Annotated in this window: 23 protein-coding genes and 5 tRNA genes; 24 read left to right on the top strand and 4 right to left on the bottom strand. The window is 46.7% G+C overall.

Annotated features, from left to right (window positions below; all coding sequences use genetic code 11):
• Positions 1–16: 16 nt before the first annotated feature.
• The 4 genes from sodB to C6H04_RS01735 are packed head-to-tail and all read left to right on the top strand — an operon-like array spanning position 17 to position 2,630.
• On the top strand, positions 17–658 hold the full coding sequence (sodB, locus tag C6H04_RS01750; protein WP_104696012.1) for a superoxide dismutase [Fe]: 642 nt from the start codon (positions 17–19) through the stop codon (positions 656–658).
• Positions 658–1,434: a thiazole synthase gene (locus tag C6H04_RS01745; protein WP_104696013.1), complete on the top strand. Its 777-nt coding sequence runs from the start codon at positions 658–660 to the stop codon at positions 1,432–1,434. The genes sodB and C6H04_RS01745 overlap by 1 nt, the downstream gene beginning before the upstream one ends.
• Positions 1,431–2,129: a carboxy-S-adenosyl-L-methionine synthase CmoA gene (cmoA, locus tag C6H04_RS01740; RefSeq protein ID WP_104696014.1), complete on the top strand. Its 699-nt coding sequence runs from the start codon at positions 1,431–1,433 to the stop codon at positions 2,127–2,129. The genes C6H04_RS01745 and cmoA overlap by 4 nt, the downstream gene beginning before the upstream one ends.
• Before the next feature lie 21 nt (positions 2,130–2,150).
• Positions 2,151–2,630: a tetratricopeptide repeat protein gene (locus tag C6H04_RS01735; RefSeq protein ID WP_104732155.1), complete on the top strand. Its 480-nt coding sequence runs from the start codon at positions 2,151–2,153 to the stop codon at positions 2,628–2,630.
• A 14-nt stretch (positions 2,631–2,644) separates the two neighbouring features.
• Here C6H04_RS01735 and C6H04_RS01730 read toward each other — a convergent pair whose 3' ends face one another.
• Positions 2,645–3,673 (bottom strand): bifunctional 3,4-dihydroxy-2-butanone 4-phosphate synthase/GTP cyclohydrolase II, encoded by a 1,029-nt coding sequence (locus C6H04_RS01730; protein ID WP_104732154.1) that lies wholly within the window; start codon positions 3,671–3,673, stop codon positions 2,645–2,647.
• Positions 3,674–3,774: 101 nt separating this feature from the next.
• On the opposite strand from C6H04_RS01730, the gene C6H04_RS01725 reads away from it, so the two are divergent.
• From C6H04_RS01725 to C6H04_RS01635, 19 genes are all read left to right on the top strand, one after another.
• On the top strand, positions 3,775–4,476 hold the full coding sequence (locus C6H04_RS01725) for a 5'-methylthioadenosine/adenosylhomocysteine nucleosidase (protein WP_104696017.1): 702 nt from the start codon (positions 3,775–3,777) through the stop codon (positions 4,474–4,476).
• Positions 4,477–4,518: 42 nt separating this feature from the next.
• Positions 4,519–4,594: transfer RNA gene (locus C6H04_RS01720), tRNA-Thr, on the top strand.
• A 5-nt stretch (positions 4,595–4,599) separates the two neighbouring features.
• Positions 4,600–4,685, top strand: a tRNA-Tyr gene (locus C6H04_RS01715).
• A gap of 2 nt (positions 4,686–4,687) precedes the next feature.
• Positions 4,688–4,764 (top strand) — tRNA-Gly (locus C6H04_RS01710).
• 4 nt (positions 4,765–4,768) lie between these two features.
• Positions 4,769–4,843, top strand: a tRNA-Thr gene (locus tag C6H04_RS01705).
• Positions 4,844–4,892: 49 nt separating this feature from the next.
• Positions 4,893–6,092 carry an elongation factor Tu gene (tuf, locus tag C6H04_RS01700; RefSeq protein ID WP_104696018.1) on the top strand — a complete coding sequence of 400 codons (1,200 nt, stop codon included), beginning with the start codon at positions 4,893–4,895 and terminating at the stop codon, positions 6,090–6,092.
• A 9-nt stretch (positions 6,093–6,101) separates the two neighbouring features.
• Positions 6,102–6,260 (top strand): 50S ribosomal protein L33, encoded by a 159-nt coding sequence (rpmG, locus tag C6H04_RS01695; protein ID WP_104732153.1) that lies wholly within the window; start codon positions 6,102–6,104, stop codon positions 6,258–6,260.
• A 22-nt stretch (positions 6,261–6,282) separates the two neighbouring features.
• Positions 6,283–6,358 (top strand) — tRNA-Trp (locus C6H04_RS01690).
• Positions 6,359–6,382: 24 nt separating this feature from the next.
• A complete protein-coding gene (gene secE, locus C6H04_RS01685; protein ID WP_104696020.1) occupies positions 6,383–6,562 on the top strand; it encodes a preprotein translocase subunit SecE in 180 nt (59 codons plus the stop codon).
• A 14-nt stretch (positions 6,563–6,576) separates the two neighbouring features.
• Positions 6,577–7,104: a transcription termination/antitermination protein NusG gene (gene nusG / locus C6H04_RS01680; protein WP_104696058.1), complete on the top strand. Its 528-nt coding sequence runs from the start codon at positions 6,577–6,579 to the stop codon at positions 7,102–7,104.
• Between the two features lie 9 nt (positions 7,105–7,113).
• Positions 7,114–7,539, top strand: coding sequence for a 50S ribosomal protein L11 (rplK, locus tag C6H04_RS01675; protein ID WP_104696021.1), 426 nt, complete (start codon positions 7,114–7,116; stop codon positions 7,537–7,539).
• Positions 7,540–7,541: 2 nt separating this feature from the next.
• Positions 7,542–8,243, top strand: a complete 702-nt coding sequence (gene rplA, locus C6H04_RS01670; protein WP_104732152.1) for a 50S ribosomal protein L1 — start codon at positions 7,542–7,544, stop codon at positions 8,241–8,243.
• A gap of 86 nt (positions 8,244–8,329) precedes the next feature.
• On the top strand, positions 8,330–8,812 hold the full coding sequence (gene rplJ / locus C6H04_RS01665; protein ID WP_104696023.1) for a 50S ribosomal protein L10: 483 nt from the start codon (positions 8,330–8,332) through the stop codon (positions 8,810–8,812).
• 9 nt (positions 8,813–8,821) lie between these two features.
• Positions 8,822–9,196: a 50S ribosomal protein L7/L12 gene (gene rplL, locus C6H04_RS01660; RefSeq protein ID WP_104696024.1), complete on the top strand. Its 375-nt coding sequence runs from the start codon at positions 8,822–8,824 to the stop codon at positions 9,194–9,196.
• Positions 9,197–9,331: 135 nt separating this feature from the next.
• On the top strand, positions 9,332–17,992 hold the full coding sequence (locus C6H04_RS01655) for a DNA-directed RNA polymerase subunit beta/beta' (RefSeq protein ID WP_104732151.1): 8,661 nt from the start codon (positions 9,332–9,334) through the stop codon (positions 17,990–17,992).
• Positions 17,993–18,057: 65 nt separating this feature from the next.
• Positions 18,058–18,450 carry a 30S ribosomal protein S12 gene (gene rpsL, locus C6H04_RS01650; RefSeq protein WP_013468810.1) on the top strand — a complete coding sequence of 131 codons (393 nt, stop codon included), beginning with the start codon at positions 18,058–18,060 and terminating at the stop codon, positions 18,448–18,450.
• Between the two features lie 9 nt (positions 18,451–18,459).
• Entirely contained in the window at positions 18,460–18,927 is a 468-nt protein-coding gene (gene rpsG, locus C6H04_RS01645) for a 30S ribosomal protein S7 (protein ID WP_104696026.1), read from the top strand.
• Positions 18,928–18,936: 9 nt separating this feature from the next.
• Positions 18,937–21,015 carry an elongation factor G gene (fusA, locus tag C6H04_RS01640; RefSeq protein ID WP_104696027.1) on the top strand — a complete coding sequence of 693 codons (2,079 nt, stop codon included), beginning with the start codon at positions 18,937–18,939 and terminating at the stop codon, positions 21,013–21,015.
• A gap of 162 nt (positions 21,016–21,177) precedes the next feature.
• Entirely contained in the window at positions 21,178–23,460 is a 2,283-nt protein-coding gene (locus C6H04_RS01635) for a polysaccharide lyase family 8 super-sandwich domain-containing protein (protein WP_233711814.1), read from the top strand.
• 3 nt (positions 23,461–23,463) lie between these two features.
• Here C6H04_RS01635 and C6H04_RS01630 read toward each other — a convergent pair whose 3' ends face one another.
• Genes C6H04_RS01630 through C6H04_RS07880 form a run of 3 tightly spaced genes read right to left on the bottom strand, consistent with a single transcriptional unit; the run spans position 23,464 to position 25,295 of the window.
• Positions 23,464–24,384: a tetraacyldisaccharide 4'-kinase gene (locus C6H04_RS01630; protein WP_104732150.1), complete on the bottom strand. Its 921-nt coding sequence runs from the start codon at positions 24,382–24,384 to the stop codon at positions 23,464–23,466.
• Entirely contained in the window at positions 24,381–25,127 is a 747-nt protein-coding gene (gene nadE / locus C6H04_RS01625; RefSeq protein WP_104732149.1) for an NAD(+) synthase, read from the bottom strand. The genes C6H04_RS01630 and nadE overlap by 4 nt, the downstream gene beginning before the upstream one ends.
• Entirely contained in the window at positions 25,128–25,295 is a 168-nt protein-coding gene (locus C6H04_RS07880; RefSeq protein ID WP_158653021.1) for a hypothetical protein, read from the bottom strand. It abuts the gene before it with no gap.
• 208 nt (positions 25,296–25,503) lie between these two features.
• On the opposite strand from C6H04_RS07880, the gene rpmE reads away from it, so the two are divergent.
• Positions 25,504–25,707 carry a 50S ribosomal protein L31 gene (gene rpmE, locus C6H04_RS01620; protein WP_104696060.1) on the top strand — a complete coding sequence of 68 codons (204 nt, stop codon included), beginning with the start codon at positions 25,504–25,506 and terminating at the stop codon, positions 25,705–25,707.

Genomic DNA, 25,707 nt, shown 5'->3' with positions numbered 1-25,707 from the left:
ATTTGAAGGAGACACTATGTTCACTTTACGTCAGCTGCCTTATAGCAAAGACAGCATGGGGGATTTCTTAAGCCCTACCGCTTTTGACTTCCACCATGGCAAACACCACCAAGCCTATGTCAACAATCTGAATAACTTGATCCAAGATAGCGAGTTTAAGGATAGTTGTTTGTTTACTATTCTAACCAAATCCAGCGGAGGGGTTTTTAACAACGCCGCCCAGATTTACAACCATGATTTCTATTGGGACTGCCTAAGCCCCAAAGCCACTCAAATGAGTGAGGAGCTCAAAAGCGCACTCGAGCACGATTACGGCTCTCTTGATGGTTTTAAAGAAGCTTTTCTAAAAAGCGCAACAACCCTTTTTGGTTCGGGCTGGAACTGGGCGGTCTACAATCCCAAAACCCAAAAAATCGAGATCGTGCAAACCAGTAATGCCCAAACTCCAGTTACCGATCACAAAATCCCCATTTTGACTGTGGATGTATGGGAACACGCCTACTATATTGATCACAAAAATGCTCGTCCTGCGTATTTGGAGAAATTCTACCCTCATATCAACTGGGAATTCGTGTCTAAATGCTACGAATGGGCAAAGAAAGAGGGTCTAGGCTCTGTAGATCACTACATTAACGAGATTGTGCATAAGAAAGCCTAATGACAGATACCCTGACTATTGGCACAAAGGTCTTTCACTCTCGCCTCATCGTGGGTAGTGGCAAGTATAGGGACTTTGTCACCACTAAAGAGGCGACACTCGCCAGCGGAGCAGAGATGATCACCGTGGCGGTGCGTCGCGTGAATATCACCGATCCTAGTAGCGAAAACCTGCTAGACACCTTTAAAGGCACGGACATTAGTTTCCTACCCAACTCAGCAGGGTGTCGCACCGCACAGGAAGCGATTGCTCTTTTTAGGCTTGTCAAGGAGGCTACAGGGATTGATTTTATCAAGCTGGAAATCATCGGGGATGATAGAACGCTTTATCCGGATGTACTGGAAACTCTGCAAGCCTGTGAAGTCTTGGCTAAGGAAGGTTTCTGCGTACTGGCTTACACCAATGATGATCCCATCATGGCTAAAAAACTAGAAGATGCGGGTGCAAGCGCAGTGATGCCCTTAGCTTCCCCTATTGGGAGCGGGCTAGGCATTCAAAACCGCTATAATATCGGTTTCATCAAAGAGGCCGTCGGTGTGCCCGTGATCGTAGATGCAGGTGTAGGCTGTGCTTCGGATGCAAGCATTGCAATGGAGTTAGGAGCGGATGGGGTGCTTACTAACTCCGCTATTGCACTTGCCAAAGACCCCGTCTTGATGGCGACGAGCATGAAATTTGCCGTAATGGCTGGGCGGCAGAGTTATTTAGCCGGACGCATTCCTAAAAAAGCCTATGCGAGCCCCAGTTCGCCCGTTTTTGGGCTAGCCCAACTTTGAAAGATACTCTCTTTTGCACTCCCCTGCCCAAGCGTTTTGAATTTGACAACCAAGTGGCGGGCATGTTTGATGACATGCTTGCTCGCTCTATTCCCTACTACCATGAAACCCTAAAACTTGCTAGCCACTTTATAGCTCAAGATTTGGAGGGTGTGGTTTATGATTTGGGTTGCTCTACGGGCAACTTTCTAACTAATTTAAGCGCTCTGCTCTCCTCTGATGCTCCCCTAGTGGGTGTGGATAACGCTCCGAGCATGCTCGCCAAGGCGCAGGAAAAACTGAAGCTTGCCAATGTTTCCTGGCGCTGCGAGGACATTTTACACACCTCTTTGGAAAATGCAGGAGCTATTGCCCTGCTCTATACCTTGCAATTTATCCGCCCCCTGCAACGCCAAGCCTTGATAGGGCGTATTTTCCACGCCCTAAAGCCCGGGGGGGTTTTGGTAGTGGCAGAGAAAATGATGAGCTTGGATCGAATCTTAGATAAACAAATGATCGAGCTTTATTATCTCTACAAGCAGGCTCAGGGATACACGCTCAACGAAATTAGTTTCAAACGCGAAGCCCTAGAAAATGTGCTAGTGCCCTATAGTTTGCAAGAAAACACCGCCCTTTTGGAGCAAGCCGGCTTTAAGCATGTAGAAGTGCTCTTCAAATGGGTAAATTTTGGACTCTTAATCGCGCGCAAGGCTTAGATTATCCTAAAAAAGAGAGAGATGACACGCACCGCTAAACACATCCTTAAAATAGCCTTCATTAGTCTGTGTTGTGTAGCAAGTCTTTTTGCCCATGACACCCATACAAAAGCCCAACAAATTAAACAATACCTCGCTATAGCTAACAAGGCTTACGATAACTATGAGCGTGCCGTAGTGTCAGATTATGCAAAAGCCCTGCAATATTTCAAAAAGGCAGGGGATATGGGGTATGCAGGGGGTTATTTCTATGCAGGAGCGATGTATGAAAATGGCAGCCTCGAAGGCATCCCCAAAGATTACGCTAAAGCCATGCAATACTACCAAAAGGCAGCAGACATGGGGGAGCCTGCAGCTTACAATAATTTGGGGATTATGTATGCACATGGCAAAGGTGTCAAGCGCGACAAAGAAAAAGCGCGCCAATACTACCAAAAGGCTTGCAATATGGGTTTTGACACTTCTTGTCAGCTCCTAAAGGAGCTAAAACACAAGAACTAAAGGGCTTGTAAAGGCTAAGGTTGCAAAGTCTCTAGCAGATTCAAACCAAAGCCCTTCAAAGCCGTGTATTCGGGATTATCCTGAGTGGTGATGAGTTTAAAATCTCCAATCCCCAAACTTTTTAAAATCAACGCCCCCACTCCAAAGCTTTTCATGGTGTCCGTCTTAGCCTGTGGATCAATGAAGACGAGGTAACCCCCTTGGGCGTGTAGTATCTGTAGGGCCTTTAGGAAAAAATTATACTGCTCGGGCTGACTCAAGAGAGCGTGATCGTTTTGCACCACATGGAAGCGCACCAAAGGCACAACCGGGTTGCCAAATTGATAGACATGGTGTTCGCGTTGGAGATGATCCAAGAGTTTAATGTAAGTGCAATGGTAATCCATAAAACACGCCGGCGCGTTGTAGACCAAGCGCACGAGATTTTCGGTTTGGAGGCGATAACTCACTAAATCCGACACATATAAAATTTTAAGCTTGTGCTCTTGAGCAAAATCAAGCAAAAACTTGTCCCCCCTTTGTGCCATCGAGCCATCTTCTTTCATGATCTCACAAATCACGCTCACCGGCTTTAGTCCGGCTAACTTGCATAAATCCACGCTCGCCTCTGTGTGTCCTGTGCGCACCAATACCCCCTCATCTTTAGCCACGAGAGGGAAAATATGCCCGGGGCGCACGAAATCCTGTGCGCTAGTCTTTTCATCGCATAGCAATTCAATCGTCAAAGATCGCTCATAGGCAGAAATCCCCGTCTTAGCTTGGCGCGCATCTATAGAAACCGTGAAAGCTGTTTCGTGTTTGGAGTCATTGTGAGACACCATAGGTTGCAAATCAAAGCGGTGCGCAAGCTCCTTAGTGAGCGAAACACAGATGAGTCCGCGCGCGTGTTTAGCCATGAAATTGATCTTATCTGGGTTGCTAAATTCCCCCGCCATCACCAAATCCCCCTCATTTTCGCGATCTTCATCGTCCATTAGAATAATCAAACATCCCTGTTTAATGGCATCAATCGCCTCTTGCACTCTTGTTAAAACGCCTTGCATAATACCCCTTTTGCATTGATCACGCCATTGTAGCACAAAATGAAAACAACACTCAGAATTTTAAAAACCATGTTAGAATACGCACTTATCAAAGGATCGTCATGGAAAAAATCATTGGTGTAATGGGTGCAATGCCAGAGGAGATTGCTCCTTTTTTAGCCCTCTTTGGTGCACACACGCAAGAAAATATAGGGGGCAATGTCTTTTATTTGATCCCTTTTAAGGGCATGCGCATTGTTCTAGCCTATAGCAAGATTGGTAAAGTGCATGCAGCCACCACGGCGAGCACAATGTTATTGCGCTATGGGGTGCAAGCTTTGATCTTTAGTGGAGTAGCTGGTGGTCTTGCCCCTCATTTGCAAATCAATGATCTTTTATTAGCAACCAAACTCTGTCAAGCGGATGTGAATCTATGTGCCTTTGGACATCCTATAGGCTTTATCCCTGAAAGTGCGCTCTTTGTAGAGAGCGATGCTAAATTAAATGCCCTAGCTCAAAGCGTGGCGCAGGATTTAAATATCTCTCTTAAAAATGGAGTGGTGGCCACCTGCGATCAATTTGTGAGTTCTAAAGAGCGTAAAGTAGAACTTGTGCGCGATTTTGGGGCAGATGTGGTGGAGATGGAGGGGGCAAGTGTGGGTTTTGTCTGTGCGAATTTTGGCGTGCCCTTTTGTATATTACGTAGTGTGAGCGATAGCGCCAATGGAGAAGCCCCACAGGACTTTGATCGCTTTTTAGAACAGGCGGCCCAAATTAGTGCTCGGTTCGTCTTTTCCATGCTAGAAAAGCTCGCTTGTTCTTGACAAGTTGGTTGAGAAAATGTTATAATTGAAACTTGTGTTAGTGCTGGCTTAGCTCAATTGGTAGAGCAGCTGCCTTGTAAGCAGCAGGTTGGGGGTTCAAGTCCCTTAGCCAGCTCCAGAGTAGGTGAGATACTCAAGTGGCCAACGAGGGCAGACTGTAAATCTGCTGACTTTCGTCTTCCGTGGTTCGAATCCACGTCTCACCACCAGCGCGGGAATAGCTCAGTTGGCTAGAGCATCAGCCTTCCAAGCTGAGGGTCGCGGGTTCGAGTCCCGTTTCCCGCTCCAGGGTGCCCATATAGCTCAGGGGCAGAGCACTTCCTTGGTAAGGAAGAGGTCGGCGGTTCAATTCCGCTTATGGGCTCCAGTGTAGCTATCCCTAATAGGTTTTAAAAATTTAAATATCAGGAGCGCAAATGGCAAAAGCAAAGTTTGAAAGAAACAAACCCCATGTCAATGTGGGCACTATCGGACATGTTGACCATGGCAAGACTACTTTGAGTGCAGCGATTTCCGCCGTGCTATCTCTGAAGGGCTTAGCCGAGCTCAAAGATTACGACAATATTGACAACGCCCCCGAGGAAAAAGAAAGAGGCATTACCATTGCCACTTCCCACATCGAATATTCCACAGAAAATCGCCACTACGCGCATGTCGACTGCCCTGGCCACGCCGACTATGTGAAAAACATGATCACCGGTGCAGCCCAAATGGATGGTGCAATTCTAGTTGTGTCTGCCGCTGATGGTCCCATGCCCCAAACCCGAGAACACATTCTACTCGCGCGCCAAGTGGGTGTGCCCCATATCGTAGTGTTCTTGAATAAGCAAGATATGGTGGATGATCAAGAATTATTGGAATTGGTAGAAATGGAAGTGCGTGAGCTTTTGAGCGCCTACGACTTCCCTGGAGATGACACTCCCATCATTGCTGGTTCTGCTCTTAAGGCCCTCGAAGAGGCTAAATCTGGTAATATCGGGGAATGGGGCCAAAAAGTCCTGGATTTGATGGCGCAGGTGGATGGCTATGTACCCACTCCTGAGCGCGACACCGAAAAAGCCTTCTTAATGCCCGTAGAAGATGTGTTCTCCATTGCTGGCCGTGGCACTGTTGTAACTGGTAGGATTGAACGCGGTGTAGTGAAAATCGGGGATGAAGTGGAAATCGTAGGGATTAAAGACACCCAAAAAACCACAGTTACCGGTGTAGAAATGTTCCGCAAAGAGCTCGATAAGGGTGAAGCGGGGGATAATGTGGGTGTGCTCTTGCGAGGCACAAAGAAAGAGGAAGTCTTCCGTGGTATGGTTCTCTGCAAACCCGGTTCCATCACACCTCATAAAAAGTTTGAAGGTGAAGTGTATGTGCTCTCTAAAGAAGAAGGTGGGCGTCATACTCCCTTTTTCAATGGCTATCGCCCCCAATTCTATGTGCGCACCACCGATGTGACCGGTTCGATTACTTTGCCTGAAGGCACTGAAATGATCATGCCTGGGGATAATACAAAAATTATGGTAGAACTCATTAGCTCCATTGCTTTGGAAGTGGGCACAAAATTTGCCATTCGTGAGGGCGGTAAGACCGTGGGTGCGGGTGTGGTGACTAAAATCCTTGAATAGGATATTGGCATGAAAGTTAAGGTTGGTTTGAAATGCGCAGATTGTGCGGAGATTAATTACAGCACGACCAAAAATGCCAAGACAAACACAGAGAAACTGGAGCTCAAGAAGTTTTGTCCTAGGGAAAATAGGCGCACCACACATAAAGAGGTAAAACTCAAGAGTTAAGGGCGCTAGGAGAGGGGGACAGAGGTCAGTAGCTCCAATGGTAGAGCGCCGGTCTCCAAAACCGATTGTTGGGGGTTCGAGTCCCTCCTGGCCTGCCATGGTGGCAAGAGAAAGTTGGTAGAATGAAGAAGTGGTTATCCCATTATAGATTGACAAAAGAAGAGCTATCAAAGGTGATCTTCCCACTCAAGGAGCAGATCCGCAATGCCCTTGTATCTGTGGTGATTGTGGTGAGTATTATCACTTTGTTTTTGGCTTTGATAGATTTTGTTTTGTCGTCCTTTGTCGCTAGCATTCTATAGGGGGACTTGTGAGTATGGAATGGTATGCAATTCAGACCTATTCGGGTAGTGAACAGGCGGTTAAGAAAGCCATTGAGAACATGGTGCGCGAGAATAACATCGGGGATCGGGTGCAGGAAGTCATCGTGCCCACCGAGGATGTGATCGAACTCTCCAAAAAGAGTAAGAATAAGGTTACAGAGCGTAGCTTATATCCGGGTTATGTATTTATCAAGGTGGATTTGGACACGGTGCTATGGCATAAAATCCAATCCCTGCCTAGAGTGAGTCGTTTCATTGGAGAGAGTAAGAAACCCACCCCCTTAAGCGATGCGGACATTGGAAATATTCTGGAAAAAATGACCCACCGAGCAGCTCCTAAACCCAAGATTTACTACGAGAAGGGTGAAGTGGTACGCATCATTGAAGGGCCTTTTGCTAACTTTACCGCTACGGTGGAGGAATACGATGTACAACATCGTAAGTTAAAACTCAATGTATCCATTTTTGGGCGCAATACTCTCATTGAGATTCTCTATTCTCAAGTGGAAAAAATTATTTAAGGAGAACGCATGGCAAAGAAGGTTGTCGGTGAAATTAAATTACAGATCCCCGCAGGAAAGGCGAATCCTTCCCCTCCTGTAGGTCCTGCTTTGGGCCAGCGAGGTGTGAATATTATGGAGTTTTGCAAGGCTTTTAACGAGAAGACCAAGGACATGGGGAATTTTAATATCCCTGTGATCATTACGGTTTATCAGGACAAGAGTTTTACTTTTATCACCAAAAAGCCTCCAATGACCGATCTCATCAAAAAGGCTAGCGGGGTGGCCAAGGGAGCGGATAACCCTCTGAAAAATAAGGTAGGTAAGCTCTCTTTAGCGCAGGTTGAGGAGATCGCTAAGAACAAAATGGAGGATCTCAACACTACGGACCTAGAAGCTGCTAAGCGCATTGTCATGGGCAGTGCGAAGAGCATGGGTATTGAAGTAGAAGGATAGGCATGGCAAAACTAGCAAAGCGTTTAGAAAAATTAGCGGATAAGTTTGACAGAGAAAAGGTCTATGATTTAGATGAGGGTGTGGGTGTAGTGAAATCTTTGGCATCTGCAAAGTTTGATGAAACTGTGGAGGTGGCCCTGCGCCTAGGTGTAGACCCTAGGCATGCCGATCAAATGGTGCGTGGCGCGGTGGTCTTGCCTCATGGCACGGGTAAAAAGGTGCGTGTAGCCGTCTTTGCAAAGGATATTAAACTAGATGAAGCTAGAGAAGCAGGTGCAGATGTGGTGGGGGGCGAGGATTTAGCTGAAGAGATCAAAAATGGCAATACCAATTTTGACATGGTCATTGCCACCCCAGACATGATGGCCGTTGTGGGCAAGGTAGGGCGTATTTTGGGTCCTAAGGGTCTGATGCCTAATCCTAAAACTGGCACCGTAACTATGGATGTGAAAAAGGCCGTGAGCAATGCTAAAAGCGGACAGGTGAATTTTCGCGTGGACAAAAAGGGCAATCTGCATGCCCCCGTAGGCAAGGTGAGCTTTTCGGTAGAACAGATTAAAGAGAATATGCTGGAATTGGTGCGTGCGGTCAATAAACTCAAGCCCAGCACCTCTAAGGGGAAATACATCCGCAATAGTGTGGTATCTCTGAGCATGTCTCCAGGCGTGCGACTCAATTCTCAGGAATTGATGGATATCAAGTAGTTGATCTTAGACTAGAGAAACAAGGACTTTAAGTTTAAATTACTTCTTGGGTAGCCTTGTGGAAGTTAAGTCGGAAAGGAGGAAGCATGCATAGAGAACAGAAGAAAGAGTTGGTTGCCACCCTGAAAAATGCCTTCAGCGACATGGAAGCGTTAGCAGTGTGCGATTATAAGGGTTTGAGTGTAAAACATTTAGAGCAGTTACGCTCCCAAGCGCGCACGCAGGGCATTAAAGTGCAGGTAATCAAGAACACCTTAGCCGCTCTTGCACTCAAAGGGGCTCAACTGGAGCCCTTAGAGCTCAAAGAAACCAATCTGTTTGTGTGGGGCACAGATCAAATCGCGCTCTCCAAATTGGTCATGGGTTTTGCTAAAGAGCATAAGGAGCATTTCCGCGTCAAAGCTGGATTGTATGAAAAACGGGCTGTGGATAGCGCACACATCGAAGCGATTTCTAAACTGCCCAGTAAGCAAGAGCTCATTGGAATGTTGTTATCGGTTTGGAGCGCGCCTGCGCGTTATTTTGTTACAGGTTTGGACAATTTGAAAAAATCAAAAGAAGAGGCATAAAGGATTAATATGGCGATCAGCAAAGAGGAACTTTTAGAGCATATCGGCAATATGAGTGTGCTAGAGCTCTCTGAACTTGTGAAAGCGTTTGAAGAGAAGTTCGGCGTGAGTGCGGCACCCACTGTGGTGGCTGGAGCTGGAGGGGGAGCTGTAGCTGAAGCGGTGGAAGAAAAAACAGAGTTTAGCGTGGTGCTAGCTGACACTGGAGCGGAAAAAATTAAAGTCATTAAGGTAGTGCGCGAGATCACTGGATTAGGCTTGAAAGAAGCTAAAGAAGCCACCGAAAAAACTCCTCATGTGCTCAAAGAAGGCGTGAATAAAGAGGAAGCCGAAACCATCAAAAAGAAACTAGAAGAAGTCGGAGCAAAGGCTGAAATTAAGTAAATTGCCTTTTCAAAGGATGGGGGAAATGCTATTTCAAGGGATTTCCATGCGTATTTGCTAAAGCAGACATTTTAGGTAAATGCGTGTGACTATTTATCTACAATGCCAACTTTACACATCCCACAAAGGTTCAACATGCAATATTCAGCCTTAGCGCACCGCTTGCGTGCGGATTTCACTAAATTGACTCAGGAGTTGGAAGTTCCCAATTTGCTATTGTTGCAAAAAGACAGCTACGAGGCGTTTCTCTACCCCAAAGAGGGGCGTGAAAGTGGGATTGAGCGGGTTTTCAAAACCGTCTTCCCTATTCACGATACCCAAAACCGTGTCAGTCTGGAATATGTAGATTGTGAATACGGCAAAGGTAAGTATACTGTGCGCGAAGCCATGGAGCGGGGCATCACCTATTCCGTGCCCTTGAAAATTAAAATTCGTCTGATTTTATGGGAAAAGGATGCTAAAACCGGGGAGAAGTTGGGGGCTAAGGATATTAAAGAACAAAGTATCTTTATCCGTGAAATCCCCTTGATGACCGATCGCACTTCTTTCATTATCAATGGGGTAGAGCGGGTGGTTGTCAATCAACTACACCGAAGTCCGGGCGTGATTTTCAAAGAAGAAAAATCGACCACCAGCGCTAACAAGCTCATTTACACAGGCCAAATTATCCCCGATCGCGGGTCATGGCTCTATTTTGAATACGACGCTAAAGATATTTTGCATGTGCGCATCAACAAGCGCCGTAAGGTTTCTGCTACCATCCTTTTCCGTGCACTGGGCTATAGTAAACAGGATATTATCCGTATTTTCTACCCGCTTTTGAAAGTACGCTATGAACAAGGCAAATACTTTATCCCCTTTGAGAGCATTAACCTCAGTGAAAGAATTGAATTTGACATCAAGGATGCCCAGGGAAATCTCTTGGTCGCTGCAAACAAAAAGGTTAGCAGCAAAAAGACTAAGGAGCTCAAAGAGAGTGGGATCGAATGGGTGGAATATCCCAACGATATTTTGCGCAACCGCTACTTGGCTGAGCCCATTGTAGATGCACAGGGAGAAATGCTGCTCGATAGCCTTACTCTGCTAGAAAATTCTAAATTAGAAAAACTCAATGAAGCGGGGGTGTGCGAATTTGTGATTGCTAACGATTTGGCGCTAGGCCATGATGTTGCGTTGATTCATTCTTTTTTAGGCGATGCAGATGCCCTGCGCTTGCTCAAACAAAGTGAAAAGATCGACGATGAGAGTGCTTTGGCCGCGGTGCGCATTTACAAGGTTATGCGTCCGGGTGATCCAGTGACTCCTGATGTAGCTAAGGCTTATGTGCAACAACTCTTCTTTGACCCTGAGCGCTACGATTTGACGCGTGTAGGGCGCATGAAGATGAATCACAAATTACATGTGAAGGTGCCCGATTATGTTACCGTGCTCACCCATGAGGACATCATCGCCACCATGAAATACCTAATTAAAATCAAGAATGGACAGGGGCAAATTGACGATCGCGATCACTTAGGCAATCGCCGTATCCGTGCGGTGGGCGAGCTCTTAGCTAACGAGTTGCATGAAGGTTTGATGAAAATGCAAAAAACCATCAAGGATAAACTCACCACCATGAATAGCGCATTAGACGCACTCATGCCTCATGATCTTGTCAATTCCAAGATGATCACAAGCACCATTTTAGAGTTTTTTATGAGTGGACAGCTCTCGCAGTTTATGGATCAGACCAACCCGCTCTCTGAGGTTACACATAAACGCCGTCTCTCTGCTTTGGGTGAAGGGGGACTAGTCAAGGATCGTGTAGGCTTTGAAGCCAGAGATGTGCACCCTACACACTATGGACGCATTTGTCCCATCGAAACTCCTGAGGGGCAGAATATCGGATTGATCAACACGCTTTCTACTTTCACACGCGTAAATGAACTTGGCTTCATCGAAGCCCCTTACAAGAAGGTAGTGGATGGTAGAGTGAGTGATGAAGTGGTGTATCTCACGGCTATACAAGAAGAAGGCCAGGTGATTGCCCCAGCAAGTACGCGCATAGACGCGCAGGGCAATATTTTAGATGATTTTATTGAAACACGCGTGGGTGGGGAAATTGTCATGCGCGAAAAACACAAAGTAACTTTGATGGATTTGAGTTCGCGCATGCTCGTGGGGGTAGCGGCGTCCTTGATTCCTTTCTTAGAACATGACGATGCCAACCGCGCGCTCATGGGCACTAACATGCAACGCCAAGCTGTCCCCCTTTTAAAAGCCCAAGCCCCTATTGTGGGAACTGGGATTGAGAGCATTGTGGCACGCGATTCGTGGGGGAGTGTCAAAGCAGCGCGCAGCGGGGTGGTGGAAAAGGTCGATTCGAAAAATATTTACATTTTAGGAGAAGGGGAACAAACCTACATTGATGCCTACTTGTTGCAGAAGAATCTACGCACCAACCAAAACACTTGTTTTAACCAAAATCCCATTGTGAAGGTAGGCGATCGTGTGGAGGCGGGGCAAATTATCGCCGATGGTCCTAGCATGGACAGAGGCGAGTTGGCTTTAGGCAAGAATATCCGTGTGGCTTTCATGCCTTGGAATGGGTACAACTTTGAAGATGCTATTGTGGTGAGCGAAAAAATTACTAAGGATGATGTGTTCACCTCAGTGCATGTCTACGAAAAAGAGATCGAGGCACGCGAACTCAAACACGGCATTGAGGAATTTACTCCAGACATTCCTGATGTTAAGGAAGAAGAGGTGGCTCATTTAGACAGTGGCGGGATTGTCAAAATAGGCACCTATGTCAGTGCGGGCATGATTTTAGTGGGTAAGGTCTCCCCGAAGGGAGAGATGAAAAGCACGCCTGAAGAGCGTTTGTTGCGCGCTATCTTTGGGGATAAGGCCGGGCATGTAGTGAATAAATCGCTCTACTGCCCTCCTTCTTTAGAAGGCATTGTGATTGGAGTGCATATTCTGACTAAGAAAGGATATGAGAAAGACGCGCGCGCAATCAGTGCTTATGAAGATGAAAAAGCCGCGCTGGACATCGAGCATTACGATCGTCTTACTATGCTCAATCGCGAAGAGCTCTTGCAAATTAGCGCCTTGTTTTCTAAGGAACCTCTGCAAGAAAGCACCACACTCAACGATACCACTTACCCTAAAGACGGTAAAATCCCCAAAGAGGTGGTGATGGAAATCAATCGCTTTGGATTAGCTTCTCTAGCCAAAAAATACAAAAAAGACATTCAAGATCAATTTGAACATATCAAAGCCAACTTCTTGGAGCAAAAGAAAATTTTGGGAGAGGAGCATGAGGAAAAACTATCCATCTTGGAAAAAGACGATATTCTACCCAATGGCGTAATCAAAAAGGTAAAGGTTTATATCGCTACTAAGCGTAAGCTCAAGGTGGGGGATAAAATGGCTGGACGACACGGCAACAAGGGAATTGTTTCTAACATCGTGCCCATTGCTGACATGCCCTACACTGCCGATGGAGAACCTGTAGATATTGTGCTCAACCCTCTAGGTGTGCCAAGCCGTATGAATATTGGGCAAATCTTGGAGGTGCATTTAGGGTTGGTGGGAAAACAACTGGGTGCGCAAATTGACATGCTTTTAAAAGACCACACTCAGGATATGCTAACTAAGTTGCGTGCCAAGATGCTCGAAATTGCCCATGCAGTCAATATCAAAAATGACACTCTGGCTAAAATGCTAGAAAGTTGCTCGGATGAGACCTTACTTGCCTACGCGCGTGATTGGAGCTCGGGTGTAAAATTTGCTATCCCCGTTTTTGAGGGCATTAGCGAAGAGCAATTCAAACGCCTCTTTGAACTAGCCCAGATCGATCCTGATGGCAAAGTGGAGCTCTATGATGGGCGCACGGGCGAAAAGATGAAAGAGCGGGTCAATGTAGGCTATATGTATATGCTCAAGCTTCATCACCTAGTAGATGAGAAAGTGCATGCTAGAAGCACGGGACCTTATTCTTTAGTCACCCAACAACCCGTAGGAGGTAAAGCACTCTTTGGAGGCCAACGCTTTGGGGAAATGGAGGTATGGGCACTCGAATCCTATGGCGCAGCACACACGCTCAAAGAAATGCTCACGGTGAAGTCTGATGATATCAAGGGGCGCGAGAACGCTTATAAAGCCGTGGCACGGGGCGAACATGTGGGTGAGTCTGAAATTCCCGAAACCTTTTATGTGTTGACCAAAGAGCTGCAGTCTTTAGGGCTGGATGTGAATATTTTTGGAGATGATGTGGATGAGCTTGGTGCGCCCAAACCCATCGCCATTAAAGAAGACGAACGCCCCAGAGATTTTAGCTCTTTTCAACTCACTTTGGCTAGCCCAGATAAAATTCGCGAGTGGAGCTATGGGGAGGTGAAAAAACCCGAAACCATCAATTACCGCACTCTCAAACCTGAACGCGATGGTCTCTTTTGTATGAAAATCTTTGGGCCTACCAAGGATTATGAATGTCTGTGTGGGAAATACAAAAAACCCCGTTATAAGACCATTGGGAGTTGTGAGAAATGTGGCGTGGCAATCACCAGCTCTAAGGTGCGATCTTTTCGCATGGGACATATCGAGCTGGCCACCCCAGTAGCGCATATCTGGTATGTCAATTCCTTACCCAGTCGTATTGGCACACTTTTGGGCATTAAAATGAAGGATTTAGAGCGCGTACTCTACTACGAGGCCTATATCGTGCAAGAACCCGGGGAAGCCTTTTACGATAGTGAAAACACCAGACCGGTTTGTAAATACGATATCTTGAATGAAGAACAATTCCAGAGCATCGCGCGCCATTATGAGGGCAGTAGTTTTGTAGCGCACATGGGGGGTGAAGTGATCAAGGAACTCTTAGAGGAGTTAGACCTAGTTTCTTTACTCAAAAGCCTCAAAGATGAGATCAAAGAAACCAATTCAGATGCCAAGAAAAAGAAACTCATTAAACGGCTTAAAGTGGTGGAAAGCTTTTTAAATTCAGGCAATCGCCCCGAGTGGATGGTGCTCACTGCTCTACCCGTATTGCCTCCAGATTTAAGACCTTTGGTCGCTTTGGACGGGGGTAAATTTGCTGTGAGCGATGTCAATGAGCTTTACCGCCGCGTGATCAATCGTAACCAGCGCTTGAAACGCTTGATGGAGCTGGGTGCACCTGAAATCATCGTGCGCAATGAAAAACGCATGTTGCAAGAAAGTGTGGATGCGCTTTTTGATAATGGGCGCAATGCCAATGCGGTTAAAGGGGCGAACAAACGCCCCCTTAAATCCCTCTCTGAGATCATCAAGGGCAAGCAGGGGCGTTTCCGCCAAAACTTGCTGGGCAAGAGAGTGGATTTTTCAGGCCGTAGTGTGATCGTGGTGGGACCCAATTTGCAGATGGATCAATGTGGCTTACCCAAGACAATGGCTTTAGAGCTCTTTAAACCCCATTTGCTCTCTAAGCTCGAGGAGAAAGGCTTTGCTACAACCCTCAAACAAGCCAAGCGCATGATCGAGCAAAAAACCAATGAGGTGTGGGAATGCCTAGAAGAAATTGTGCACAACTATCCCGTCTTACTCAACCGCGCTCCCACTTTGCATAAGCAATCTATTCAGGCTTTTCACCCAAAACTCATCGATGGTAAAGCCATTCAGCTACATCCTTTGGTGTGCTCGGCTTTTAACGCCGATTTTGATGGCGACCAGATGGCCGTGCATGTGCCCCTTAGTCAAGAGGCGATCACGGAGTGCAAAGTCTTGATGTTGAGCTCCATGAATATTCTCTTGCCTGCAAGCGGAAAAGCGGTGGCAGTGCCCAGCCAGGATATGGTGTTAGGGCTCTATTATCTCTCGTTGGAAAAAAGCGGTGTGCTAGGAGAGCATAAGCTCTTCTCGAGTGTGCATGAAGTCCTCACGGCCATTGATGCTAAGGAGTTGGATATCCATGCCAAAGTACGCGTGCTACAAGGCCATCATGTTCTGCACACAAGTGCTGGGCGCTTGGTGCTCAAGTCCATTTTACCAGACTTCGTGCCCCCTCACTTGTGGAACAGGGTGATGAAAAAGAAAGACATTGGGGTTCTAGTGGATTTTGTCCATAAAGAGAGCGGGATTGGTAAGACGGCACGCTTTTTGGACGATCTGAAAATGTTGGGCTTTAGATATGCTACCAAAGCAGGCATCTCCATTTCCATGGACGATATTATCACTCCAACTCATAAGATACGCATGGTTGAAGAGGCCAAAGAGAGAGTCAAGTCTATCCAGGGGCAATTTGAAGCGGGAAATCTAAGCGACCAAGAACGATCAAATAAGATCATTGACATTTGGGGTGAAATCAATGAATTGATGGGTAAAGAGATGATGGGAGCCATCGCTCAGGACAAAGAGGGCTTTAACTCCATCTACATGATGGCTGATTCGGGCGCACGGGGTTCAGCCGCTCAAATCCGACAACTCGCCAGCATGCGTGGTCTGATGACTAAGCCAGATGGTTCTATCATTGAAACTCCTATTATTTCCAACTTTAAAGAGGGCCTAAATGTGTTAGAGTATTTTAACTCGACGCACGGAGCACGCAAAGGGTTAGCCGATACCGCACTTAAAACTGCCACAGCCGGTTATCTCACCCGTAAACTCATTGATGTGGCCCAAAATGTTAAGGTGGTGCAAGAGGATTGTGGCACGCATGAGGGTATTGAAATCACGGATATTACAGTGGGGAGTGAACTCATTGAGCCCTTGGAGGAGCGCATCTTTGGGCGTATTCTGGTAGAGGACATCATCGATCCGCTGACCAATGAAATTTTGCTTAACACCGATACCCTGATTGATGAAGAAAAGGCAAAAAAAATCATCGAAGCGGGGATCAAATCCGTTACCATTCGCACTCCTGTTACCTGCAAAGCCCATAAGGGGGTGTGTGCGAAATGCTATGGTCTGAATTTGGGTGAGGGCAAAATGGTCAAACCTGGAGAAGCTGTTGGGGTGGTGGCCGCCCAATCTATTGGGGAGCCGGGCACGCAATTGACCTTGAGAACTTTCCATGTGGGTGGAACAGCTTCTAGGAGTCAAGAAGAGCGTGAGATCGTGGCGAATAACGAGGGCTTTGTGCGTTTCTTCAATGTGAAAACCTATCGCAATAAAGAGGGGAAAAATATCATCATCAACCGCCGCAATGCGGCAATTTTAGTGGTGGAGCCCAAGATCAAAGCTCCTTTTGATGGAATCTTAAAAATTGATCATAGCCATGAAGAAGTGATGATGCGTGTGGTGGGCGAATCGCAAGAGGTGCGCTTTGTATTACGCAAAAGCGATGTTGCTAAACCCAATGAGTTAGCCGGCGTGAGCGGTAAAATTGAAGGCAAGATTTATTTGCCTTATGATAATGACCATGTGGTACGCCAGGGGGGTAGTATCGCAGATATTATCAAAGATGGCTGGAATGTGCCTAACCGCATCCCTTATGCCAGTGAGATCGCCATTAACGACAACGATCCGATTACACAGAATATTACCGCTAAAGAAAAAGGTGTTGTGAGATACTACAACTTGGTGGGCGATCATCTGGAGCGTGCTCGAGAGATCAAAGTAGGCGATGTGGTAGAGGAAAAGGGGCTTTTTGCCGTTGTGGCCGATGAAAACGATCAGGAGGCAATTCGTCACTACATCGCGCGCGGTTCAATTGTGAGAACCCAAGACAATAGTGCCGTGGAAGCGAGCACTTTGTTAGTTGAAGCTAATCAAGAAGCGAAAAACCTCATTGCCACATGGGACCCTTATAACACACCTGTTATTGCAGATGTAAAGGGTGTGGTGCGCTTTGTAGATTTGATTGTAGGTGTGAGCATTAGCACCAAAGAGGACGAAAACACAGGGGCTATTTCCACGACAGTCAATGAACATGTCCCCAGCGATCTCAAACCCCGTCTTTATATCGAACGGGAGGAAGGAGAGGGAGTTTTCTATTCTTTAGAACCTAAGACCTCTATTGTGGTTGCTGAGGGCACGGAAGTGGAAGTGGCTGATGTCTTGGCCAAAATTCCTAAAGCCACCGCTAAATCTAAAGACATTACGGGGGGTTTGCCGCGCGTTTCGGATATCTTCGAGGCGCGCAAATCCAAACCCAAAGACACCGCCATTCTTTCAGAAATAGATGGTGTGGTGAGTTTTGGTAAGGCTGTCCGCAATAAGGAACGCGTGTTGGTTACTTCCCATGATGGGCGGAGCGTAGAATATTTCGTGGACAAGGGCAAGCAGATTTTGGTGCATCCCAACGAATTTGTACACGCAGGGGAAGCGATCACAGAGGGGGTGGTGAGTAGCCATGACATTCTGCGCATTAGTGGCGAAAAAGAGTTACATAAGTATATCGTGAGTGAAGTGCAACAGGTTTATCGCCGTCAGGGGGTGAGTATTGCTGATAAACATATCGAGATCATTGTGTCACAGATGTTACGGCAGGTACGTATCTTGGATAGTGGCGACACAAAATTCATCGAGGGGGATTTGGTGAGCAAGAAGCACTTCAAGGAAGAAAATCAGCGCATTTTAACTCTCAAAGGAGAACCCGCCATTGCTGAACCTGTCCTGCTGGGAATCACCCGTGCGGCTATTGGAAGCGATAGCATTATTTCAGCAGCCTCTTTCCAAGAAACCACCAAGGTGCTCACAGAAGCCAGTATCGCGATGAAAAAAGATTTCTTAGAGGACTTGAAAGAAAATGTTGTCTTGGGACGCATGATTCCTGTGGGAACAGGACTTTACAAGGATAAGCGTGTTTGTGTCAGAGTCGAGGAACACGACTAAGATAGAACAAAGATTGTTTAAGCTACAATGGCGGTTTTGGAAAGAAATTTAGAAAAAGGACGAGTGTGCCCACTATCAACCAGTTGATTAGAAAGGAAAGGAAGAAAATCCTTAAGAAAACCAAATCTCCGGCTTTGGTGGAATGCCCCCAAAGAAGAGGGGTTTGCACGAGGGTTTATACCACAACCCCTAAAAAACCTAACTCTGCCCTTAGGAAAGTTGCCAAGGTGCGCTTGACAAGTAAATTTGAAGTCATTAGCTATATTCCCGGAGAGGGGCATAATTTGCAAGAACACTCCATCGTGCTCGTGCGCGGAGGTAGGGTTAAGGACTTGCCCGGGGTGAAATACCACATCGTGCGCGGGGCGCTAGACACCGCTGGGGTGAATAAACGCTCGGTTTCTCGCAGTAAGTATGGGGCTAAAAAAGCCAAAGCCGGGGCTGAGAAGAAAAAATAAAGGGAATAGATGAGAAGAAAACGAGCACCCATTCGAGAAGTTTTGGGCGACCCAGTTTACAACAGCAAGGTGATCACCAAGTTTGTTAACAAGATGATGTATGATGGTAAGCGGAGTGTAGCAGAGAAGATTATCTACGCAGCGCTCAATAAGATTGAGGAAAAAAGCGGAGAGAAGGGCATTGAGGTTTTTGAAAAGGCCTTGGAAAATGTGAAACCCTTATTGGAAGTGCGCTCTAGGCGTGTGGGCGGGGCAACTTATCAGGTGCCCGTAGAAGTGCGCCCGGCCCGCCAACAATCCTTGTCTATTCGCTGGATTTTAGAAGCTACTCGCAAGCGCAATGAACGCATGATGATTGATAAATTGGCTAATGAATTGCTCGATGCAGCCAGTGATAAAGGGGCAGCTTTTAGAAAAAAAGAAGAGATTCACAAAATGGCAGAGGCCAATAAAGCCTTTGCTCACTATCGTTGGTAGGCGGAATACATGGCACGTAAAACTCCTTTAGAAAAAATTAGAAATATTGGGATTGCCGCCCATATTGATGCGGGCAAGACCACTACCTCTGAGCGTATTTTGTTTTACACTGGGGTCAGTCATAAGATTGGCGAGGTGCATGATGGTGCAGCCACAATGGACTGGATGGAACAAGAAAAAGAAAGAGGAATTACCATCACTTCAGCTGCCACCACTTGCTTTTGGCAGGATCACCAAATTAATTTGATCGACACCCCCGGGCATGTGGATTTCACCATTGAAGTAGAGCGCTCTATGCGTGTGCTCGATGGTGCAGTGGCGGTGTTTTGTTCAGTAGGAGGGGTGCAGCCCCAGAGTGAAACCGTGTGGAGGCAAGCCAATAAATACGGCGTGCCCCGCATTGTGTTTGTCAACAAGATGGATCGCATTGGGGCTAATTTTTACAATGTGGAAAACCAAATCAAAGAGCGCTTGAAAGCTAACCCCATACCCATCAATATCCCCATTGGCGCAGAAGACACTTTTCAGGGCGTGATCGATCTGGTTGCCATGAAAGCCATTATATGGAACAACGAGGCAATGGGGGCTAAATACGATGTGCAGGACATCCCTAGCGATCTGCAAGTCAAAGCTCAAGAATACCGCGATAAACTCCTAGAGGCCGTAGCTGAACAAGATGAAGCTTTGATGGAGAAGTATTTGGGTGGAGAGGCCCTAAGCGTGGAAGAGATCAAGCATGGGATTAAAGTCGGGTGCTTGAACATGGCGCTCATTCCTATGCTCTGTGGCTCCTCTTTTAAAAATAAAGGCGTGCAAACCTTGCTAGATGCCGTCATCGACTACCTACCTGCTCCCACAGAAGTAGCGGATATCAAGGGAGTAGACCCCAAGAGTGAAGAAGAGATCAAGGTGCAATCTGGGGACGAAGGCGATTTTGCTGGGTTGGCTTTTAAAATCATGACCGACCCCTTTGTAGGGCAACTCACCTTTGTGCGGGTGTATCGTGGGAAACTCGAATCAGGAAGCTATATTTATAATTCCACTAAGGATAAAAAAGAACGGGTGGGTCGTTTACTCAAAATGCACTCTAATAAACGCGAGGATATTAAGGAAGTCTACGCAGGCGAAATTTGCGCCTTTGTAGGACTCAAAGATACCTTGACAGGGGACACGCTCTGTAATGAAAAGAGCCCCGTGGTGCTAGAGCGCATGGAATTTCCCGAACCTGTGATCCACATCGCTGTTGAGCCTAAAACTAAGGCTGATCAAGAGAAAATGGGCGTGGCTTTGGGCAAACTTGCCGAAGAAGACCCCAGCTTTAGAGTGATGACCCAAGAGGAAACCGGGCAGACCTTGATTGGAGGCATGGGCGAATTGCACTTAGAGATCATCGTAGATCGCCTCAAAAGAGAATTCAAAGTCGAGGCGGAAGTGGGTCAGCCTCAAGTGGCTTTCAGGGAAACCATTAGGAGCGAGGTACAAAAAGAGCATAAATACGCCAAGCAGTCTGGCGGGCGCGGGCAATATGGGCATGTCTTTATCAAGCTTGAGCCCCAAGAGCCTGGAAGTGGCTATGAATTTGTGAACCAAATCAGCGGGGGCGTGATCCCCAAAGAGTATATCCCTGCGGTGGATAAGGGAATCCAAGAAGCGATGCAGAGTGGGGTTTTGGCGGGTTACCCGGTGGTGGATTTCAAGGTTACCCTGTATGATGGAAGTTATCACGAAGTAGACTCTTCAGAAATGGCCTTTAAGATTGCTGGTTCTATGGCTTTTAAGGAGGCTTGCAGAGCGGCTAACCCTGTGCTTTTAGAGCCGATGATGAAGGTCGAGGTTGAAGTGCCTGAAGAATATATGGGCGATGTGATCGGGGATTTGAATCGCCGCAGGGGGCAGATCAACGCGATGGAGGATCGCTTAGGGCTTAAGATCGTGAATGCTTTTGTGCCTTTGGTAGAAATGTTTGGTTATTCCACCGATCTGCGCTCTGCCACCCAAGGTCGGGGTACCTATTCGATGGAATTTGACCACTATGGTGAAGTCCCTGCTAACATCGCTAAGGAAATTGTAGAAAAACGCAAGGGCTGAGTAGTGGTTCATCTCTTGGTGGAAAAGCCAGGAGTCTAAGCAGGGCACTTGGCACAGGCTAGCTAGCTGGTGTTGAGTAGGTGTAGGGTTTTTTGGGGGGATTGTTCAGCTAGGTTTATTATCACGGATACATGGATATAATAACAGCTGGAATGTGCTTTTATGCTTGAGATTTTAACACGACTAAGTATCGCGCTCACCGCGATGCTGTGGGTTGTATGTGGGTGTTTTTTAGAAGCGGGCACGCCATCTAGCGCGCAAATCCGCTATATGCAAACCAACTTCAGGCAGTATCTCTTAGATTTTACGGAACAAGACATTAAGCAGGGTAAGCGGGCTATGCGCTCCCTTGCCCTAAATTCTACTGTGATTTTTAGTCAATACCCTGACCTCACGCAAGTCAAGCAGCTGTATGGCAGTTTAAAAGGACTTGCGGATTTAGCCAAACTCTACGCCAACCCTCAGAGTCCACATTACAGAGATATCAGTCTTAAAACGAGTATCCTAGAGGGCTTGAAAATTTTTGCTAGGTATTATGCTGTGGAGGGGATGGAGGTGGGTAATTGGTGGCCCTGGGAAATTGGCATTCCTAAAACTCTCAATGAAATTTTAGTCATCATGGGCGATTCCATTCCTCCCCCTTTACAAACGACCTTATTGCAAGCCCAAGCCTATTATCAACCAGACCCTAGATATTCTGGTTTGAGCGTGGGTGCGCGTAGTAGCACCAATCCTAGGGCCAGAGAGAGTCAGGGGGCTAATCGGGTGGACACCGCTTTCATTGGACTTATTAGGGGGGTAGTACAACAGGACCCAAACCAGATTTTAGCGGCCATAAAGGCGGTGAAAAGCGCGTCTACAATCGTGCATGCAGGCAATGGCTTTTATGCAGATGGGTCGTTTATTCAGCACGAACATGTCCCCTCAAATGGGTCGTATGGGATAGTGCTTTTAAAAGGTTTAGCCCAGTTTATGGTCGTGCTCGAACACACTCCCTTTAGCCAAAACCTCATCGATCCCGGGCTTTATGCGAGTGTGCTTAAATCCTATCCCTACTTTCTCATTCAGGGGGGCTTAAACGCTTCGGTGTGTGGCAGGAGTATTAGCCGCGATCGTGAAAATGATTTCAGTAGGGCCAAGGGTTTGATAGAGGCTCTAGCCATCCTCTCAGAACACGCCCCTAGTCCTTATAAAAACCTCTTGCAGAATTTAATCGCTCAAAATCTTAAATCTCAACCTAATCTAATCAACACTAGCCACACCATCTCTCAAAAAATCCTAGCACGCATTGCCGCAATAAACTTCCCTCCCCTATCCTTAAAACCTGTGCAAATCTTTGGAGCGATGGATCGAGCCGCCCAAAGGGGCACGCGTGGGGGGCAAATCGTGCTTGCCCTGCATTCAAATCGCATCTTAAACTACGAAACCATGAATGGTGAAAATCTCAAGGGTTTTGATAGCAGCGATGGAATGAGTTATATTTATGGGGATGCCAATGCATTTATAGACTTTTGGCCCCTTGTCAATCCCACCAAATTGCCCGGCACTACCGAGTTAAAAGGTCAGGAAGAAGTTCTTCAAAGACGGGGTAATTTGGGGTTGCAGTCTTGGGCGGGTGGAGCCTCTAATGGGATATACGGCTTTGTGGGTATGGATCTGCAAAAGACGGGCTTTAGGGCGCAAAAGTCCTATTTACTTATGGGCAATGCCATGATAGCACTGGGGAATGTGCAAAGCCCTAAACCCACAATCACAGCCATGGATAATCGCAAAATCAGTCCCCAAAATGCAATCTATACCAATGCGCAAATTCTCCAACAGAGTGCTAGCTTGACAAAAAAAGGAGATACTCTCAACTTTAGCAATCCAATTAAGCACAACAACATCGGTTATGTTTTACTACAAGACATGCAGGTTTCTGTTGACAAGGTGTCAAGACAGGGAAGTTATGCAGACATTGGAGGCAGGAGTACGCGCACCCTAGAAGCCCCCTTTTTAGAGGCAATTATTCATCATCCACCCAAACAAGCTTCTTACGCTTACTTAGTCTTGCCTCAATTTAGTCCTCAAGAAGTGCAAAACTACCCATTGGAAGATATTGAGATCATCGCTCAAAATCCTAAAGTCCACGCCTTGCGTCTCATTTCCAAAAACCTGCTGGCCATTAATAAATACCAATCTGGCTGGCTTAAAATAGGCGATTTACAATTCAAAGAACCTCTCTCCATTTTAGAAATCAAAACCCAGCACCACCTACAACTCAGCATTGCTGACCCCACTCAACAACTCACCAATCCCATCACTCTGATCTTAGAGGGCCGCTACAGCCTAGCCAACTCAAAATCAAGCGCGCAGCTCACCTACAAGGGCAAACACACTTATTTAAGCTTGCAAACCCTCCCCCTCGGTGCCTCGCTAGTGGTTGAGTTGGTGAAAACCCCCTAAATACTAGACTCGTAGCCCTGCTTGTATCTGGCACACATAGTCGCAGATGCTTTGTAAATGCTGGGCTTGAATCTGTAATTTCAGCTCTAAAATGCTCAAAGGCAAAGAGCAATCTTGGAGTTTAACCGCGTCTTTGGTGGTAACCAGTAGAGAAGTCGCCTTGTGCGCCCTAAATGCCTTTTGCAGGGTTTGTTGGTCAAAATAGGCGTGATCTTTAAAATAGAGTTTGCCCACCACTTCGGGCAAGTAAGAATCTAAACGGCTGGGGTTAGCAATGGCAGTTACTAGGAGCATTCTAGGACTGGGGCTACTCACCCACACTTGACGGGTGTAATCTTTTCCTTCTTGTAAAAGCAAATCCGCCTGTTTATAGCCACGCAAAAACTCCCGATATGCCCCAGCAGGCAATACAAAATCAAAGTAAGGCGCACGCTCTGGTTTGAGCACAATATTTAATTTCTTAAAGTTAAAGCGAAACCCATCATCTAATAGGATCACCTGCGCGCCCAACTCTTTAGCCCTTAAAATGCCTGCCCTGCGATCAGCACTCACCACCACACTAGCCTTTAGGCGACTGGCGCACAAAAACGCTTCATCCCCAGCTTCTCTCTGCTCTACTAAGAGGTGTCCGCGCTCACTCACCACCACTAAGCCCTTAGAAGTGCGTCCATAACCCCGACTAACTACACCCACATGCAAGGGTTCTAAAATCTTGCCCAATTCTAAAATAAAGGGAGTTTTGCCACTCCCTCCCACTACTAGGTTACCTATACTAATAATAGGAATCTCCAAATCCTCATAGGGGGCTAGGGCGCGCTTGAGGGTGGCAATGCCCCCATAAATGAGCGAAACGGGCAAGAGCATGTAGGCTAAGAGTTTCTGCCCCCTGGTAGGGGTGTAAAAATAGCGTTCAATCCAAGTCATAGAAAACTAGGAGGTTGGCTCTTAAAGGCGTTTTTTTGCACTCTATTTACAATGCTTGCCACCAAGTGGGGCGCATACCCTAAAGCACATAGCGCGTTGGTGTCAATGTGTGCTGGGTTTTCCCAGCGCGCACTGATTTCTTGCAAGAGTGGGTCAATTTGGGTGTAACTAAAACCCAAATCTGCCTCATCACTCTGTCCGCTATAGAGGTCTGCGCTGGGGGGTTTGTTTAAAATCTCTTGGGGGATTTCTAGGGCTTGGGCTAGGCTATATACTTGGCTTTTAAAAAGGTGGGCAATGGGGTTAATTAGCCATGCCAAATCCCCAAAAAGCGTTCCATACCCTAGCATGATTTCGCTCTTATTGCTCGTGCCCACCACCAACGCGTTAATTTCCATAGAAAAATCATAGAGCAAAGCCATGCGCATGCGTGCACAGAAATTGCCCACACGCCCCAAACTCACATCAAGGTTATTGGCTTTAAATAACGCTTCATAGGGCGCGATGGGGCGCTGCGTGTAAGGGATATTAAAGTGATTGCACAGAGCGATCGCATCTTCTGTAGCACTGGAAGTGTGGGTAGCAGGCATTAAAAGCGCGTGCGTAGGCAAGACTCTTTGGCATAACACACCCACCAACGCGCTATCTAACCCCCCGCTCATCCCCACTACAAAACGCTCAAAGCCCCTTTGTGCACCCTGAGTTTGCAAAAACAAGAGAAGTTGATCCAGGATATTTTTCATTTACAAATCCGGCAAAAATTTGGCACACTTAGGATTGAGGGTGTTATCTTGATCGCGGATAGAAAGATAGGGGTTACAGCCTAAGTAATAAACCTCGCCCTTGCGATTTTGGATGGTAAAACTCCCGTCCCCATTAATCTCAAAGGTGTATTTTTGTCTCTCTAGCATCCAGCTCCTACTCCAAGAGTCGATCCCTCAAAAATATGGAAGGCATTATAGCGCAACATGGTGGCAAACAAGGTGATTGCCATGTATCTGTGTAAGAGAAAAACCTCTCTTCACTAATGTCAAATCGGCGTATTTAAATGCTGAAATTACTCAAACACTTAAGCAAAAATTAGTTACAATGGCGCAAAAAGCTTGTGGAGAAGTGAGCATGAAGAAGGGAATTCATCCAGAGTATGTGCCTTGCAAGGTAACTTGCGTTACAAGTGGGAAGCAAATTGAAGTGTTGAGCACCAAGAGTGAGTTGCGCATCGATATTTCGAGCTTTTGCCACCCCTTTTACACAGGGAGTGATAAAATCGCCGATACCGCAGGGCGTGTGGAGAAATTCAGACAAAAATACAAAATGCAGTAA

The organism is Helicobacter salomonis, from assembly GCF_900197775.1.
Lineage (GTDB): Bacteria > Campylobacterota > Campylobacteria > Campylobacterales > Helicobacteraceae > Helicobacter > Helicobacter salomonis.
The sequence above is the reverse complement of the archived record's forward strand: the minus strand, read 5'-3'. Positions and strand labels throughout refer to the sequence as shown.

Bases quoted from the DNA above. Each gene is read 5' to 3' on its own strand.
- fusA (WP_104696027.1), top strand. From the start codon at position 18,937: ATGGCACGTAAAACTCCTTTAGAAAAAATTAGAAATATTGGGATTGCC.
- C6H04_RS07880 (WP_158653021.1), bottom strand. From the start codon at position 25,295: ATGCTAGAGAGACAAAAATACACCTTTGAGATTAATGGGGACGGGAGT.
- C6H04_RS01630 (WP_104732150.1), bottom strand. From the start codon at position 24,384: ATGACTTGGATTGAACGCTATTTTTACACCCCTACCAGGGGGCAGAAA.
- rpmE (WP_104696060.1), top strand. From the start codon at position 25,504: ATGAAGAAGGGAATTCATCCAGAGTATGTGCCTTGCAAGGTAACTTGC.
- tuf (WP_104696018.1), top strand. From the start codon at position 4,893: ATGGCAAAAGCAAAGTTTGAAAGAAACAAACCCCATGTCAATGTGGGC.
- rplK (WP_104696021.1), top strand. From the start codon at position 7,114: ATGGCAAAGAAGGTTGTCGGTGAAATTAAATTACAGATCCCCGCAGGA.
- nadE (WP_104732149.1), bottom strand. From the start codon at position 25,127: ATGAAAAATATCCTGGATCAACTTCTCTTGTTTTTGCAAACTCAGGGT.
- sodB (WP_104696012.1), top strand. From the start codon at position 17: ATGTTCACTTTACGTCAGCTGCCTTATAGCAAAGACAGCATGGGGGAT.
- C6H04_RS01635 (WP_233711814.1), top strand. From the start codon at position 21,178: ATGCTTGAGATTTTAACACGACTAAGTATCGCGCTCACCGCGATGCTG.
- C6H04_RS01730 (WP_104732154.1), bottom strand. From the start codon at position 3,673: ATGCAAGGCGTTTTAACAAGAGTGCAAGAGGCGATTGATGCCATTAAA.
- rplJ (WP_104696023.1), top strand. From the start codon at position 8,330: ATGCATAGAGAACAGAAGAAAGAGTTGGTTGCCACCCTGAAAAATGCC.
- C6H04_RS01725 (WP_104696017.1), top strand. From the start codon at position 3,775: ATGGAAAAAATCATTGGTGTAATGGGTGCAATGCCAGAGGAGATTGCT.
- C6H04_RS01745 (WP_104696013.1), top strand. From the start codon at position 658: ATGACAGATACCCTGACTATTGGCACAAAGGTCTTTCACTCTCGCCTC.
- rplL (WP_104696024.1), top strand. From the start codon at position 8,822: ATGGCGATCAGCAAAGAGGAACTTTTAGAGCATATCGGCAATATGAGT.
- secE (WP_104696020.1), top strand. From the start codon at position 6,383: ATGAAGAAGTGGTTATCCCATTATAGATTGACAAAAGAAGAGCTATCA.
- rpmG (WP_104732153.1), top strand. From the start codon at position 6,102: ATGAAAGTTAAGGTTGGTTTGAAATGCGCAGATTGTGCGGAGATTAAT.
- nusG (WP_104696058.1), top strand. From the start codon at position 6,577: ATGGAATGGTATGCAATTCAGACCTATTCGGGTAGTGAACAGGCGGTT.
- rplA (WP_104732152.1), top strand. From the start codon at position 7,542: ATGGCAAAACTAGCAAAGCGTTTAGAAAAATTAGCGGATAAGTTTGAC.
- rpsG (WP_104696026.1), top strand. From the start codon at position 18,460: ATGAGAAGAAAACGAGCACCCATTCGAGAAGTTTTGGGCGACCCAGTT.
- C6H04_RS01655 (WP_104732151.1), top strand. From the start codon at position 9,332: ATGCAATATTCAGCCTTAGCGCACCGCTTGCGTGCGGATTTCACTAAA.
- C6H04_RS01735 (WP_104732155.1), top strand. From the start codon at position 2,151: ATGACACGCACCGCTAAACACATCCTTAAAATAGCCTTCATTAGTCTG.